Below are 16,203 nucleotides of genomic sequence, written 5' to 3'. Positions count from 1 at the left end.
CAGTCTAAGACTCGGGCTCGAAGCACCATTGACTGCCGACCTGCCTTCGCCAGCCGTAAGTAAATTATATCGCAATCCGCCCATTTTCATCATCTGATGGTGTCGCGTTAGCGGCATGGGCGTCTAAGACTTTATTTTTCCAGTCTTGGTTCGCCGCTGCTTCTTTTAATGGAACAGTCTAAAACATATTTTTCAAAAGCTGACGATTCATCAATTCAAAAACCGCGATAAATCAACGACTCCAGTCTAAAACTTTATTTTCACCGAACAAGACGCCTCTCCACCTTCCCATGTTGAAAGTATTGCTTCAGTTCAGCCTGTGAATGAGTTTCACTCAAAGCACGCAGCATTCTCCTATGTTAAAACAAATAAGCCGCCAAAATGTTCCATAAAATCATCAACTTGAGTTCTATCCGTTCCCCGACATGACAAAGGACATCCGTCTTAGACACAGATGCCCTTTGAATCTTGTTCGTAATTAGTTGTCACAACATTGCCATATCCGGTTACTTCAAGCTAGTCAGCCAGGCCGCAAGCTCCTCTGTCTGCGACAGGACCGCAATCGGGTCGAAATACCAAGAGCGTTCTTCCTTCCATATGTATACGCGGTTATTCTTGATGGCATCTAATGAACCCCAGATCGGATCAGCCTTCAAGTCTTCCAACGTACGGTTGTTCGAGGTAAGAATAATATAGTCGCCTGCATACTGCGGCAGCAATTCGCCTGACAGCTCTGCCCACTGCTTCTCCATAATCTTCGGAGCCACTTGAGCAGGCGGCTTAAAGCCAAGTGCCTGATAAATGGCCTGTCCGCCACGGCCGAAATTATCGCCGTATACGTAGGTCGACTTATCCGCCGTTTCCAGAATCGTGATTGATGCATCAGCAGGTATCACTTTTCTCACTTTTTCTTTGGCTGCCGCAACACGATGATCATAGTTCGCAAGCCAAGCTTCTGCTTCCTTTTCTTTTCCAAGAAGCTTGCCGAAATAGCTCAGCTCTTCATGGGCGTTTTTCAATTCACCGAATGGCACCGCAATTGTCGGCGCAATTTTGGACAATTGCTCATAACGCGCTTGGTCATCCTTTACTCCCGTAACGATTAGATCTGGCTGCAAATCAAGCATCTTCTCCAAATTGCCGTTAATATCGCCAAGATCCGCTACACCTTTCAAGGCTTCTTGAAAATACGGATTCTGCAAATGAAGCCCCGGAACGCCGATTGGAATAACATCTAGTGCAACAAAGCTGCCCAAATATTGATCCGGCCGTGGAATGGTTTAGGGATTATGGTAGTAGTTCCAGAGGGGAAGAAGTCATTCCTACCTCCGATGGCGGTTATTTGACGGTAGGCAGCATTACGGAGAAGGAAATGATTGGGCAAGACAGTTGGCAATATGTCGTTAAGGCTTATATCATTAAAACGGATGTAGAAGGACAGCCGCTATGGGAGCAAAAGCTAGATCATTATTCGTCCGGGAATGCCGCGTATCGGGCGATAGAGACTAGGGACGGAGGATATTTAGTAGCCGGCACCTACAAGTCCTACGACGGCAAACCGATGGACAAGCTATATCTCATTCGGCTGGATGCGTCTGGACAAGTACTGTGGCACAAGGCTGTTGAGGATGGACAATTCCACCACACTCCGGTAGCTATTATTGAAACGGATGACGGCAGCTTTATGATTGCCGGGAGAGGGATGTTCTCTGCCAGCGCCTACGAGAAGGGCTACATCCTGAAGGTGGATAGCAACGGAGAAAAGTTATGGTATAGAGACTATCGCTTTATCGGCAGCGAATTTTTTGCCGATATGATCCCCGCCAGTGACGGAGGTTACATTGTAATTGGCGGCATAGGCTATCCAGATTATGAGCCTGGCGATGAGGACGCCATGCTTATGATGAAACTTAATGAGCAAGGCGACATCGTATGGTCACGGCCGTTCCAAGAACCAAATACGAAACGGCGTGCCTTTTCTATCATCTCTTCCGATGACGGAGGTTATCTGGTAGGCAACCGTAAAAGAACAAAGCAGGGTGATGTCACCATTCTCACCAAGACGGACGTAAACGGTCAAACGGAATGGGAAAAAACATATACAGAACCGATCTCGGAATTGTTCAAAAGTCTGGTGCGGACGAAAGACGGATATGCCATGCTCGGTATGCGTATGTTAGGCGAGAGCTCAGGCTGGAAATCGGAATATGCGATAGTCACGTTCGACGTAAACGGCGATTTGACAAGCCGCGAAGCGCTCCCAGGCCCACCGCTGAGCGACGTTGGCAAGGCAGCAGTAGCTCGCGACGGCGGATTTATTTTCACCGGAACCGTGAAACGAGGAGAGGTATGGAAGCTTCAGCTCATGAAGCTGGCACCTTTCGAGAACATGCCTCCTACAGAACAGACATTGGAAAGCATTTCTTTCATGGAGAAAGAGATGCAAGTAAAATCAGGCACCAGCATGCCGACTGTACTGCAAGCCGTCTACGGTAATGGAATGGTCAGCGATATATCAGGCGCAGCCGTGTATAGCTCGGGTGATTCTCGTATTGCCGACGTCGACGCATCGGGTAGAGTCACGGGTCATGAGCCTGGAGTCACTTATATTGGGGCCACTTACGGAGGGCTCAATGCCAGCTTGAAAGTAACCGTGCTACCGGAAGATTGGGTTGAGCCTGAACCGGCCCGCGGAGACCTCCGGCTGGATTCGAATGACTACTCGCTAAGTGCCGGCTCCATGATCGATGTAAGGGTCATACTTTACGACTATTCCGTACATAAAGAAATAGACGTGACCAAGGAAGCAACTTTCCGAAGCGCCAATCCGGACATTCTCGAATGCGATAATGAGGGGAACCTGATTGGCCGTAAAGCGGGATTCACGAAAATCCATGCTGCCTATAGGGGACTTCAGGCGACGTCCAACGTTCAGGTGCTTCGGGCATCCGTTCCGCAAGAAGTGGAACAGCCGGAGCTAGATTTGTAATCAGCCATTATTCATATAATCTTCGTTACAAGTAAATGCCTAGCTAGAGCACGGAGTTCGGAACTAAAAATACTTTTCTACCTTACTCTATATTCACTCCAATATCGAATGCCGTGCTCTAGCATTCATCCTTTTATAGACGAATTATTTCCCGAGCAATATTCTTGTACGTATCTTTGGACAGCTTTTCCTTTACAATGACTAATAGATCAATATCACTTTGTGAGGGGTAAAGAATCCCATCGCCATTGAACCGTGTAAATAGATTCCCACTAGCGATTGCGATAATTCACATTTCAAGAGCTCATGATACCGTCTAATACAACTTGTTGATTCATTCTGTATGACTCCCCTGCCTGTTTAGATTGCCTCTACTTTCTTCGTACTGAACAATTGGAAGTATTTATTTAGATCTTCCCTGTATATTTCCTTATAGTTATTACTTGTGAATTTATGAATTACTTTTCTCCAGAACGATATCGCAAGAGCATTATTCGCCATTTGAGCTACTTTCCAATCTGCATTGTATAATTCGAATGCCATCTCTCAGCGCATTGACCAATTCCAGTTCTTCTATACTTCTGTAGGATCATAAAATCATAGATGACATGTGTCGGGTACGGATCGGTATCTAAATTCTCAAACAGTACAACCAAAAAACCAACGATTATTCCAGATAACTCGATGAAATCGGGGTTCCATCGCTTGTCGCCTTCCCATATTTGCGAATTGCGCAAATACCACCCCCAATTATCTATCGTCAAAGAAATCATTCCCATGCAATATATGCCAATTCAATCTTCAAATTTCGTTTTAAAATCCTCACTGATATTAATTTTATTATTTCTCGTCTTAACCCAAATGCATCCCCTTATTACAAAACAAAAGAGGGAGAATTATATCACTCCGTTTCTTGTCTTTCTCATGTCAGCAACCAATTTACATGAGCTACACAACATGGTAAAATATAGGTAATAAAAATAGAAGAAGGAGGGCTGATATTGATGACAACATCGATCATAAAAACAATAGGAGAACTAATTCACGACACTAGATTTGCATCGAATATAACGATTACGCAGTTATCAGAGCTGTCAGGCATAAATAAAGGTACGATATCAAGGATAGAGAAAAGCGAAATAAAACGACCAGATTTTTCAACTGTAAGGCTATTAACCACTTCATTGGGTATCCCTTTTGAAACATTGGTTGATTATTACGTCGAAGGTGAAAAAAGATCAGACTTATTGTTTGATATTTTGCAAGCGACGATAAAGCAAAAGAGCAGTAACGAATTAATACGCAAGGTTGCAGTTAAGTATCTCAAGGCTCCGAATGAAGACAGCGTTGACTTAACAGAAAAGCTTTATAAATACATCGGCTCCATTGAAGACACCTCCATGAAATTGTCCTTATATGACCTCATCATAGAACACTCGCGTTCGCACGGAATAATGCCCTATATAGCTAAAGGTTTGTACCAAAAGTACTTGATTGAAAGAAATGACTTCATGCGAATGAAGGGAACTTATTTCGATGGGAAGTATGTTATTCACTACATCGATTTTCTATCCAAAGAAGAACGAATCGAGTTGTATTATAAACTAGGAATCCATACATACAACTTAAGGCTCTACAACGAGAGCGTTGAATATTGTAAGAAAGTATTTGTAGAGGATGATGACAGCAGTAGTCCTTACAGAGTACATGCTATCGCTGTCCTTAGAGATTGTTTTTTTGCTTTAGGTGAATACAAAGAGTCGGAGATATATTCAATTCAATATAAACAATTCAACTATCCTAACACTCAAGAACATGTTGTATTGATGGAAGCTTTATTTAAAGCGGTTAAGGGGAACGAAGACCAAGCTATTAAAGAACTCAAATCATTTTTTGAAACATGTAGTGACGCATTTATTCTCCCAGCAGCAAGACATCTCATACGATTGTGTTTAGATCAAAATCGCATCGATGACGTTAAAATTGTTTTGGAAAGTGGTAGAGTGAACTCATCCATCATGACCAAAAGTAATCCATTAACTTATTATGGATACGGGGAATTTCTGAAACTGCAAGGTGATTATTACTTAGCTATAGGGGAAATTGAAAAATGTATAAATGCTCTAATGGATGGAGCGTTGTGCTTTTCAAAAATTAGCGATACAATCAAGGAGAAAGAATGTCTTCAAAAGATTTTACATATACATCTAGAAAATAACACCTCCATGAGCAAACACATTCTTCAAAAACTAAGCAATTATTATTATATGAGCACCAACGAAACGGAGGGCTAGGTATGAAAAACTCATTGAAGAAACTCTATATTAAATCCCTTCTCTTCACAGTCGTATTTATAACCACCGTCGCGGCACTTGGTGATACAGGTGTTATCCATCCATGGTAGGCAGTAATAAAGAGCAGCGCCAATAAAGGGTTGCTCTTTTTCATTTTTCGACACGGGGTTGCAGTGGGATTTTTTCACATATCTGACTTGTAACGTACATTATACTCAATAGAGAGATAGTGTACGTGAGGTGAGATATTATAGATTCTTTAGAGGATAAAATTGTTGAACTAAGGAAGAAGTTAATCAAGATTGTCGAGAATAATAAGGGAGGATTTTCAAACGAAGAAGTGGTTCTTATCAGCCAAGAACTAGATAGATTAATACTAGAAATGCAGAAGAAAAAACGTTCGAGAAATTAACACTTGTAATAGCGATTTCCGAACAAATGTCTCCCATGCACAGCTCTAAATTCATTTTATTCCTTAACTTTAATTTAGTAGAAAGGTATAGTAATGCATTGGTTTGGCTAATAATATTTACAGGTTGTATGTTAATTAGCAGCTGTCCCTATGTCCATCATGGGGACATTTTTAGTGTTCATGGATACGGTGAATTCAAATAATTAGTAATTTATTATTGTTGTTGTCATCTGTACGGTGAACTAATAATAGGAAACCTTATATATCAAGACTTTTTTATTATATAATAACTTTAGTTCAACAGACATCATCTGGTGCGGCTGTCCGGCAGTAGAACCCTAATTATATGTATATATCATCATATCGACACAAAGTTGCCCTTTTAACAAAAAAGCCCTTATTCTGAATAAGGGAAATAAATTTGAATTTATGTCAGTCAACTATTTGTCAAGATTATGAACTGGACTACGCCAAAAACAATTAAGATGATGACAAGAACTAAAATAACTGCAATAGTTCTAAGAATAAATTTCAAAATTTTCCTGGTGTCCTGATCCATAAATACCACCTCCTACATTAAATGTATTAAATAAAGGACACTCCTATCACAATATAAAAATGCCTTGTCGTAAAACAAGGCATTTTTGAATATGTTACATTAACATTAGAAATAAACCTTCTTAATAAGTTGTCCGTCAGGATCGTAAACAGTCCCATATCCCGTGCATTTGGATTTACTTGTATTTCCATTTGGGCCGAACCATTCCCAATAATTGATTTGACGCCAAGTAGTGTACAATTGAAATCTAATTTTTTCTCCTTTTTTGATTTCAGTAGTGCTTGACCATCTGACATCGCGTTCAGTTCCAATTTTAATCCCTACTTTAGCCTCTAACACACTTACATCGAGCTTGATTTCTCCATCGAAATAGGTATGCTTCTTAGTTGATTCCGAAATTGTAAAATTGTCGGGACCATAAACATAGAACTCCTTATACATGTCCGACGATGAATAGTGACCGCGACCTTTATCTTGAGATGTTAAGAAGTATACGTCTGCAAGGGTGGTAAATTGATTGGAGTTTTGATCCTTATCTTTAATCGGAACGTATTCATATTCAACTTTTTTTGGAACTTCTTGCAAACCATCTTGTACAGCGATTTCTTTCAACTTTTGTGGATCTGTGATGGTAATTGTGGCATTGCCAGTTTCACTCAGACTCTGATTCAGCAACTCGAATGGCACGCGATTAGGCTTCTTGTTGATTGGCTGTGGGATGTTGTCCGCATCTGCTGAAACCGCCGACACAAACAAACTACAGATCAGGAGCAGAATCATTGATGTAATAGATACTTTTTTCATCTTTTCATTCCTCCTATAATATGGTACATTTAGGTAAATTCCCAAATGTTGATCTTAATTTAACATCTGGTCAAAAGCTTGTCTGTCGAATATTGATGGTATAAAAATTATTTTTTGATATTTAGTTATTATAATGTCGATTATTGGCATTAAACTATTTTTTAGGAGGTTTAGTATTTGATTATCAAGAGAATTTTTCTGAGCATCTATTTGATCGTAATTACCTTTTTGGGTCTGTTCAAAGTTCCAGTGACTGTAGTTTGGGGAGAAGAAATGAGGTATCATTCAAAGAAATACGTTTCTCTTTGGGAACTGCAAGGCGAACATCAAGTTGATGAATTCTTTGTAGCTTATCAATTGGATTATTTGAGGCTACTATTTGAATTGGGTATCGCTACACTTATTGTTTATGTGCTGTATTTGATTTTCAAACCTAATACAGAATAATAAAATGGATGCGTTTTCGAGGCATCCTTAATTTCTTATAACAGCCAAAGTAACCCCCTTGCCTTTTCGATTTCTTTTTTCCCAATCGAGTATCTTCGTTAGCGTTTCCTATTTCGCTCTTTCTTGATGTCTTTGGATAAGTTCATTAAGAAACGTCATGCTGAGATGTTGCTTTTCAGCCGACAAGAATATGGGTAACTGACGCTTTTTGTACCATAGTGAACTCCTATTATATTATTTCGCCATATTCATCCCAATGAACTAGGCGCCTATCTTATCATTATTATCAAACTCATCGGACGGAAATTCCACATTTTCCAATCGTTCTTTCAAACAATTATCCAATTAGAGCTGTAGTTGTAAGAAGGATAAGTATTCCCATATACCCGAATGATGGTCGACATGACAAGCTCCTCACCAAATAAAAGCCGTCAGGCTCCTTACCATCAGTTCAGCCTGTGAATGAGTTTCGTTTAAAGATCAGCATTCTCCTATGTTAAAACAAATAAACCGCCAAACTGGCGGCTTGTTATGTTTGCACTTGATTTCTGTTTGGAAACTTAACGCACTCAGGTTGACCCGTTTGACGATTATTTAAAACCTCCCATCATGTGTTAATCGACACTAAATTGCCTCCCATTAATATATCAATCTCTTATTTAATAAGGACACCCGAAGGTGTCCCTGTTTTAGCATTGTTCCCATCACTTCCGCCGTCTCATACCTCTTATTGTAACCACAATCCAAACAACAGCTAAAACATATGCAATAATATCTGTAACCAAATAGTTCATTTTGAGCAAAACAAAGAATGTGACAATAAATAATATTGGGAGAATGACAGCTGTTGCAGTGGTTAGCTTATTGAACTTTTTGTCTTCCAAGCTCTCACCACCTCTAGATAAAAGTTGTACTCAGGACTTTTACTTACAGCAATAACATCAAAGCTTTAGTGATCCACCAAGCAACCGTCTCGTTCCCTGTTACTGCAAGTGCTCCTGCATAGACAGCATCTTCAACAGCGCCAGTAAAGTTGTCAATTACACTTAATAGCGTAGCAAAACCTGCTGTGCCTCCCAAAGCTACTTTCACACTATCAGGAATCAGATCCCATGCCGCCTTTAGAGCTTTAACTGCCCAACTCAACTTTCCTTTTACTTCGTACTCAGGCGATTCTTTTTCGTTAATCAATTTGACGAAATCCTGTTTTTCTTACTCAGAAAAACCAAAATAGTTAGCGACTTCATCAAGATCTGTCGTAGTGTTACCTTGTGCTTGCAATACTACTTGCTGAACCTTCGGACTTGCAGACGCAGAAACAACCGACATAATCAAACTGCACACAAGAAGTAAGGCCAAAGATGCAATAGATACTTTTAGATACTTTTTTCATCTTCTATTTCCTCTATAATTTGATACATTTAGAATTTATCTAAATGTCGATCTTAATTTAACATGCAGGCAAGCACCTGTCTGTCGAACAATGATGGAATAAAAAATTATTTTTAGAATTAAGTAATCAAAATGTCGCTTTATCTAATTATGTATAGTCCTTTGAGTAAAGCTAGATTTATTGTATGAAACTCTTATTCCACATTCAGAATAATAAAAAGATGCCCTATAGGAGATCCCTGCAAAAGCTACTAACATATGTTTTAGAAGTCCGGATTCGTACGAGTACGTCTCAAAGTCCCCCTTGATATACCAAGTTAGTCCTGTCTCCTTGCAATTCGATTCGTGGGAACTAGTCCTTCTTTTTACTGCTTTTATCCTTTCGAACCAACAAAAAAAGTGCTGAGGAAACGAACAACAACCGTGAAATTCTAATCGCCAGATTGAACCGCTCACCGCCTAAATTACTTATACCAAACAAAATATCAAGTACGGATACTAAACCTGTAATAATAAATATAATCAGTGCCAGTATATACACGTTTAGTTCCTCCTTTATTTGCCTACAACAGAAAGAAGACTATAGCTCTAGCTGCAATTTCCGCCAACCATTTAGGCAATCCCATATATTCAAAAGCATATGTGAGTCCATCCTCTGCTATGCCCGTAAAGTTAAGCACAACATTTAAAGCTTCCATTAACACTTGATAGCCAAGATAATATTTAAGTTTATCTTTTGCTCGTACACGACTAGCATATAGGATCTGCTTCCTATCTAATAACATGTATTCTCGACTAGGCTCCATACATTATGTTTTCTTCTCATTGAATATGCTTAAGGCATTTTCGTACATTTGCTGATCGATTTGAAACTTTTCTGTAACCCATTCTCTCAGCTCGTCAGGGCTTAGATGTCTTTCCACCTTCTCATGCTGAAAATACTGCTTTAGCATATTATCGTTCAACGAAGTCGGAATTCCATTGATGTAGCCGAAAATTTGAATGTTTTGCAGCATAGGCGATGTTTCCCAATTGTTCGCATTCCTAATCAGCGGAGTCATTTTGTCTAATGCTATCGGATTGGAATCAAGGGTTTTAGTAGGTCCAGGGTTTCGAATAATTTGAATTTCATTCTGAGATACCTGATAGGTAAAGACTTCCCTTACATTTTTCACTTGAAAGGATTGATACAGCGGGTATGCCTGAAATAACGGAGCACAATACCCGACATCTACATAGTAAGGTTGATCGAGGTTCACGCGCAAACACAAGTGGCCAGGGTCCATGTACATATAAGAAACGGAAAATCCAAGCCGGGATAGCAGCCAATGAAACCCTATTGCATTTGTCCAGCATGTTCCTCCCATCCCTTTGTTCACGATGCGCTCGATGTACGTATCAATAGAAGGGAGGTAGTTTCCTGTTCGATTTCCTTTTTCCCAATCGAGTATTTTCGTCAGCGTTTCCCATCTTACTCTCTCTTGATGCCTCTGAATAAGTTCATTGAGAAACGCCAAGCTAATAGGCTGCTTTTCAACCGACAGAAAATGAAGAAACCGAGCAACTAACGCTTCATGTTCCATAGTGAACTCCTTTCATATGCTTTCGCGATATTTATCCCATTGAACAAGGCGTCTTTCCTATATTTATTATCTCCCTCATCTCTTGCAATTTCCATATTTTCCAGTCTATATTTCAAAAATGATCTAATTAGAGCTATAGTTATAAGAGCGATATTCCCATGTACCCGATAATGGTCGACATTCTATGCATTCATCTGTTGTGAGCTCCAATACTTCTTCAAGACGACAAATAAGCCACCAAAATGGCGGCTTACTATGTCTGCACTTGATTTCTGTTTGGAAACTTTACGCACTCAGGTTGACCCGTTTGACTGTTATTTAAATACGCTATCAGAAACGTAATAAACTTTCTGCGTATTTTTCTTATTTACAGGATCCATAACGATTGTAAAATATACGTTGCCGTTTTTGGTCTGTACGCCCTCGATTTCATGAGTCCCCACATTCGTAATTTTCACGAGGGTTTTGTACGCTCCTGTGTTTGTCATCATCGCAATCTGCGGGGTTTGGCCTTCTGCTCCGCCTGATGTATATATTTCTGTGCTATCGAGCATATCAGCCCCCTGGAAAGACCCGTTCGGTCTGACTATACCATCGCCCGACTGCGTAAAACTGGTCACACATGCGCTTTTCGCCGCCGCACTATCCATACGAACTTGTTCATTGCTATCCAGAAGTTTATTCAATGCCACTGTGTCATAAATCGACCAAGTTACGGTACCTTCTTTCGTTTGTACCCGGAAAACCGTATATTTACTATTGCCGCCCCCATCAACACGATAGGTCTCCCCTAGTTTTGCACCCGTTTTATTCGCATAATTCATGTAGGTGACCCGATGAAGAGCCGTATAATCAACTGTCGTACCGGCAGCGTATGTAAGTCTTGCCACCTGGAGGGACCAGTTATACGATGTTGAAGGATCGGCTTTTGAACTGAAATAGAAATAATTGATATCGTTGTATGTATACATATCGAGGGTTTGACAATGTCCAGTGTTGGTAACGGTCATTTCATCCACGTACGTAGCGTCATTTCCGTTTATGAGCAATCGTGAAAGATAGCATGTTCCCCCAGACCGCTGAGTTACGTAAAGATACTTATCTGCAATGTAAGCTTTCTGCACAGCCACATTGTGATTCAGTCCTTTAAGATTGTAAGCGAGCGTTGCCGATGAGCTTACCGTTTTCCCAGGAGTAGCCGCAAAAGCGGGCAAAACAGACATTCCAAAAATAAGAATGGCGAGAACAACAGGTGTGAACATTTTCAACTGGCTTTTCAGAAGACCCAAAGCATGAGCTTGCAACATCCGGATACCTCCATTAAGTGAAATATTATTGGACAAGCTACCGGAAAATGCAATCGATCGATTGAAACCACTTTACTCGATTACGGACTAAATCATATTGGGAATGCAAGTAATTTAGAACGATGAATTTCTGAAAAAGTTCGGGGAAGTTATTGTCCCCCCTAAGAACATTTTTCATTACTCGAAGTAGAGGCTTCTTCAGTTTCTTTTAGAATTCACTTGGTATTTCTATATATTCTGAAACTTTTGCTTTCAATAACTCGATTAGTTCTTCATCCATATATGTAAAATCATCTGGTATATCCAAGCATATTAGTTTCTTACCATTCAACTCAAAACTATACTTATCTCTTAATCTCCTTATATGCTTCTTCTCCATCACAAAAATGATATCTGCCCAGCCGATATGACCACCTGTAACTTTAACTCGAGCACCCTCTTCAGTACCTGCCGACCGTACATCATATTCATTCAAAAGATTAAAGATTTTCTCCGCAGTTAAGCTTCTCCATTTATTTTTGCTGCATACGAATAGTAATTTTATGAGTCTTCACCTTCTGTTTTAAAGTTCATTTCATTCGTTTCATTCGTCACGTCCATTGAAAGTTTTCTTATAAGCGGAAAAACAATGTTTTCATAATCATTTTCTTCGCTTTCTTCAATCCATAAAGCTCTTGTTTCTTCTTCCCTATACATTGCATGCTCATAAGTAAATAATCTAAATCTCCAATCCTGTAACGAACCATCTTTGGGAACTACAATACATCTATAATTGAAATAATCCAAATTAAGTATACTTACTAAATCCTTAAGTCCAGGGATGAACTTTTTCTTTATACCGGAGAAAACACCGGGCTTTTCAATCTATTAAACCCCTGAATCGGTAATTAACTTCCACAGGTATCTGCTCTTCTAGAAGCTCTATTGAGTATGCTTACAATTAACAAACGAATCATTTTATGGATAGAGTTGACTTTGATTAGCTGGTTTATATAAAGGATTGATCCCTCCAGTTTCATTAAGACATTGACATCAAAAATAATGAAATGACTAAATTAATTTATCCAGACATAATTTTATATCCTAAGACCGAGTGGCGAATGCCCCGATGCATAAATATAGTGTTATAGAAGTGTGGCGACTGCATGAAATACTATGATTCTTCTTGATTCATATCCTTAGTAAGTATTGAAATAATTTTACCGATAATTATTAAATCAATCAGTTTAGTAAATAAGATATGGACCATTTGTATTATTGATAAATAAATATTTGATGCGATAAATTTTTGATAATTTAATAGTTCATCATCCAACCCTAGCATATAATGTTGATAAAATGAAAACTTATATAGTTTCATGAATAAATTTAAACTAGGAAATTCACCATCTTTCACATTACTCTTCAAGGAATATTCTCTTATTTCTTTAGCGAAATTACTATCAATTAATATGTTATGTTCATCTACTAGTCGTTTAAGAGAAGAGAAATTTTCTACTAGAGAATCATGCGTTGCCTCTCTATTAATATCAGAAGATATAAGATCATTAAATAACTTTATTATATCATCTTGATTAGATTTCTGATTAATTTGAGATATGTTGAAATTAATTAATTTATCTTTGTATTGGTAATATCCATCTTTATAAAATAATAGAGCTGATATAGCCTCGACCATTATCATAACAATGACTGCAAATATCAGAATCACCATAGGTCTATTAATTTGAGATATAATATTGTTAGCGCGAAAAAACATATTAAAAATAACCAAACTTAAAGATAAATAGGCACTAAACAATAATACTACAGACAAGAAACCTAATATTTCTTCATCAAATATTCCTCTCATACTCATAAGAAAAGAATATGCAACGAGTAGCATGATCAATATTATGAGTAATATTCCGCCTGTTTTTATCCAATAGTAAACAAATTTATTTCCTTCTTTCAATTTACCGAACATCCATGTACTCACCTTACTCAAATATTTCATAATAGGCCTGTACAAAAATATCATCACCATAACCACAAGAAGAAGTGGGAATTTATACGATATTTTACCGATAATATCAATTAACACCAAAAGAGAGATGGTCTTTTTCATTTTCGCTCCTTTTTCTTGCCACATTACTTATTACGTTCTTGTATTCACGACACTGAAAGGCTTAAGGATTCCTGAGTTCGAGCCGATTACGGTTTGATCGGGTTCGGGTGGTGCAGCCACTTAGCCGCGCAGATGTGTCCACCTGAATCCTAATCCCTGAAATGCCTCGGGCAGACCGATGGCCGGCTGGATCGATACGTGAATATTGTGTTATGTAATCCACCATAAAATACCTCAAATCTTATTTTATTCCTGTTTGTTATCTAATTGAGTGGGTACAAATAATCTTTTTGGTGTTTCCTCAAAAAAGTCGATGTGAAATATTGATGATTTGTTGGGTCGAATTCTTACCCATGGATCAATTAGCTCTTCAGTTGTAAATTCTACAGGTATATTAGGATTAAAATCAGAATTATCTATATAAAACTCTTTGTTACCAATTTCTTGTAGTTTGTAACCATTCGAATAGATATGAATTGCTGTTATTTTATCTGCTAACGATTTGTTTACAAACGGTAAGAACATAGATTCATCAAAATCTCTTAGAATTAAACCAGGCATGAGTCTAAACAGACTATCCTCACTATATGATATAGCTATAAAATCAACTTCACCTCTCCCGATTGATGTAAAGGTACCTACACATTGATACTTTTCTTCTTCTTGATCAATAATGCTTTCGTGATCTTCGATATTAGTAATTTGCTGCCACTGGCCACCACAGATACCAAATTTAATTCCTGCTTTTTGTTGAGCGAGATCCCTATTTATTTCTTTTCTAATTCTATTTGATTTATCGGAAGACCCAAATAGTAGTGATAGGATATTGTGTTTTGACTCTTTTAGATACAATGAGCAAAACAATCTAAAATGACCAATTTCCTCTCCAGGATATCTTCGATCTAACTCAAAAGATAATGTGAGATGGGATATTGGATTCGTGTATTCTTGTAAAAAGAGAACTCTATTCAAAGTGTTCTCAATGCGTTGAAATCCCGTAGATATAACCGACTGAATATCGTCTCCCCAGCGAGCAAAAAAGCTTGCTTGTTCTTCTTCAGATAAAGAAATGCTAAGGTATTGAAATCTAATTGCAAATCCATCTGGACTATCTAAAGTGATTCTTAGTCGTTCTCGATCTAAAATCTCACAAAATAGAATTTGTTTCTTTTTTGCTTTATCTATTAATAATTCCTTTTCACCTATTGTTAAATTGATGTTGGTAAAAAAAACAAATCCACTAGGCCTATTATCTGAACTAACTGCACTAGATAAGTCGCTATCAAATTTTTCCTTGATCTTCTTTTTCTGTTCTTCTGAGTCATTTGCTTGGTTTACAAATCCGACAGCTCCAAAAGTTAATTGACTCTCTCTATAAATTGCTTCGATATCTCTCCCTCCGTCAGGACCTCCTCTCGGATGACGAGGTTGCACATCAGTAAATCTTTTGTCTATTGCAAGTATCGCTCTACACATTTGTTCTCTATGTAATTGATTTGTATCAAGATAGCTTTTTAATCTTTCATCAGTTTGATAAGGCACTCTTTTCCCTCCATTATTAAAGCAATACTGGACTGTCAACACTAAACTAGACAACTTTTTTAAGGGCCAATTTTCTGTAATCAACTGGGTTCATAAGCCTAGTGTCCCGTGAATTCGGTGTTTATTGTACCATTTCACATAATCATTTAACTCCAGTTTCAGATGCTGAAGGCTATGAAACCTCATTTGGTTAATGAACTCCGTTTTCATGATTTAAATTTGGCTTTAGCAACGGCGTTGTCGTAAGGGCAACCTTTCATGCTTAAAGAACGACCGATTTGGAATGCATTCAACGTTTCATTGAGTAACTTGTCCTTAAACTCACTACCACGATCGGTATGGAATAATTGAATCTGGCGTAGATCACCTCGTACAGAAGCAAATGCCCGTGCTACTAGTGCAGAATCTTTGTTAAATCCCACACTGGAGCCAATAATTTCTCGATTAAAGAGATCAACTAATACACAGATATAGTGCCATCTGTTTTTAACTCTGACATAGGTTAAATCGCTTACTACAACATGTTTAGCTTCGGATTGGTGAAATTGACGATTCAATTCATTGGATTGCTGTGACTCGTTACATGCAGTCTTGTGAGGTTTGTATTGGGCAACTGTGTATGAAGATACAAGGCCTTGTGTGTTTTTTGCAAGTGAAAAATGCTCAATTTTGCAGCCAAAAATGCCAAAGCACTTGCCATCCACCTGCAAAGCTACAAAGGAACCCGTTCCATCGCTTGCTTGAAGCGGAAACTCTCTCCCGTGAAA

At 38.6% G+C, this 16,203-nt stretch carries 16 protein-coding genes and 1 pseudogene; 4 read left to right on the top strand and 13 right to left on the bottom strand.

Going from position 1 to position 16,203, the window contains the following annotated elements; genetic code table 11:
* Positions 1 to 506: 506 nt before the first annotated feature.
* Positions 507 to 1,256: an ABC transporter substrate-binding protein gene (locus M3661_RS29295; protein ID WP_251490945.1), complete on the bottom strand. Its 750-nt coding sequence runs from the start codon at positions 1,254 to 1,256 to the stop codon at positions 507 to 509.
* Here M3661_RS29295 and M3661_RS30590 point away from each other — a divergent pair.
* The 3 genes from M3661_RS30590 (at position 1,238) to M3661_RS29280 (ending at position 5,695) form a co-directional block, all read left to right on the top strand.
* Positions 1,238 to 2,989 (top strand): Ig-like domain-containing protein, encoded by a 1,752-nt coding sequence (locus M3661_RS30590; RefSeq protein WP_251490943.1) that lies wholly within the window; start codon positions 1,238 to 1,240, stop codon positions 2,987 to 2,989. The two genes, M3661_RS29295 and M3661_RS30590, sit on opposite strands and share 19 nt — an antisense overlap.
* A gap of 1,004 nt (positions 2,990 to 3,993) precedes the next feature.
* Positions 3,994 to 5,283, top strand: coding sequence for a helix-turn-helix domain-containing protein (locus tag M3661_RS29285; protein WP_251490940.1), 1,290 nt, complete (start codon positions 3,994 to 3,996; stop codon positions 5,281 to 5,283).
* A gap of 247 nt (positions 5,284 to 5,530) precedes the next feature.
* The gene (locus tag M3661_RS29280; protein WP_311279653.1) at positions 5,531 to 5,695 is read left to right on the top strand and encodes a Spo0E family sporulation regulatory protein-aspartic acid phosphatase; all 165 of its coding nucleotides are present in this window, start codon (positions 5,531 to 5,533) and stop codon (positions 5,693 to 5,695) included.
* Positions 5,696 to 6,359: 664 nt separating this feature from the next.
* Here M3661_RS29280 and M3661_RS29275 read toward each other — a convergent pair.
* The gene (locus M3661_RS29275) at positions 6,360 to 7,058 is read right to left on the bottom strand and encodes a hypothetical protein (RefSeq protein WP_251490937.1); all 699 of its coding nucleotides are present in this window, start codon (positions 7,056 to 7,058) and stop codon (positions 6,360 to 6,362) included.
* 177 nt (positions 7,059 to 7,235) lie between these two features.
* Between M3661_RS29275 and M3661_RS29270 the strand changes: the two genes are divergently transcribed.
* Entirely contained in the window at positions 7,236 to 7,505 is a 270-nt protein-coding gene (locus M3661_RS29270; RefSeq protein WP_251490934.1) for a hypothetical protein, read from the top strand.
* Positions 7,506 to 8,209: 704 nt separating this feature from the next.
* Here M3661_RS29270 and M3661_RS29265 read toward each other — a convergent pair.
* The 11 genes and pseudogenes from M3661_RS29265 to M3661_RS29215 all read right to left on the bottom strand — a co-directional run.
* Positions 8,210 to 8,389: a hypothetical protein gene (locus M3661_RS29265; RefSeq protein ID WP_251490931.1), complete on the bottom strand. Its 180-nt coding sequence runs from the start codon at positions 8,387 to 8,389 to the stop codon at positions 8,210 to 8,212.
* A gap of 43 nt (positions 8,390 to 8,432) precedes the next feature.
* Positions 8,433 to 8,696, bottom strand: a complete 264-nt coding sequence (locus M3661_RS29260) for a hypothetical protein (RefSeq protein WP_251490928.1) — start codon at positions 8,694 to 8,696, stop codon at positions 8,433 to 8,435.
* Between the two features lie 553 nt (positions 8,697 to 9,249).
* Entirely contained in the window at positions 9,250 to 9,438 is a 189-nt protein-coding gene (locus tag M3661_RS29255) for a hypothetical protein (RefSeq protein WP_251490926.1), read from the bottom strand.
* Between the two features lie 22 nt (positions 9,439 to 9,460).
* Positions 9,461 to 9,703, bottom strand: a complete 243-nt coding sequence (locus M3661_RS29250; protein ID WP_251490923.1) for a hypothetical protein — start codon at positions 9,701 to 9,703, stop codon at positions 9,461 to 9,463.
* Between the two features lie 3 nt (positions 9,704 to 9,706).
* Positions 9,707 to 10,480 (bottom strand): arylamine N-acetyltransferase, encoded by a 774-nt coding sequence (locus tag M3661_RS29245; protein WP_251490920.1) that lies wholly within the window; start codon positions 10,478 to 10,480, stop codon positions 9,707 to 9,709.
* 314 nt (positions 10,481 to 10,794) lie between these two features.
* Complete coding sequence (locus M3661_RS29240) at positions 10,795 to 11,787, bottom strand: helveticin J family class III bacteriocin (RefSeq protein WP_251490917.1); 993 nt, start codon at positions 11,785 to 11,787, stop codon at positions 10,795 to 10,797.
* Between the two features lie 208 nt (positions 11,788 to 11,995).
* A complete protein-coding gene (locus M3661_RS29235) occupies positions 11,996 to 12,331 on the bottom strand; it encodes a low molecular weight protein tyrosine phosphatase family protein (protein ID WP_251490948.1) in 336 nt (111 codons plus the stop codon).
* Positions 12,328 to 12,573, bottom strand: a complete 246-nt coding sequence (locus M3661_RS29230) for a hypothetical protein (protein ID WP_251490914.1) — start codon at positions 12,571 to 12,573, stop codon at positions 12,328 to 12,330. The genes M3661_RS29235 and M3661_RS29230 overlap by 4 nt, the downstream gene beginning before the upstream one ends.
* Positions 12,574 to 12,940: 367 nt before the next feature.
* Positions 12,941 to 13,894 (bottom strand): hypothetical protein, encoded by a 954-nt coding sequence (locus tag M3661_RS29225; RefSeq protein ID WP_251490911.1) that lies wholly within the window; start codon positions 13,892 to 13,894, stop codon positions 12,941 to 12,943.
* Positions 13,895 to 14,140: 246 nt separating this feature from the next.
* Positions 14,141 to 15,436: a hypothetical protein gene (locus tag M3661_RS29220; protein ID WP_251490908.1), complete on the bottom strand. Its 1,296-nt coding sequence runs from the start codon at positions 15,434 to 15,436 to the stop codon at positions 14,141 to 14,143.
* Positions 15,437 to 15,482: 46 nt separating this feature from the next.
* A pseudogene (locus tag M3661_RS29215) lies at positions 15,483 to 16,074 on the bottom strand (IS3 family transposase); the annotation flags it as partial.
* Positions 16,075 to 16,203 lie beyond the last annotated feature (129 nt).

Source organism: Paenibacillus sp. MER 180 (genome assembly GCF_023713665.1).
GTDB classification, from domain to species: domain Bacteria; phylum Bacillota; class Bacilli; order Paenibacillales; family Paenibacillaceae; genus Paenibacillus_B; species Paenibacillus_B suaedae.
The sequence above is the reverse complement of the archived record's forward strand: the minus strand, read 5'-3'. Positions and strand labels throughout refer to the sequence as shown.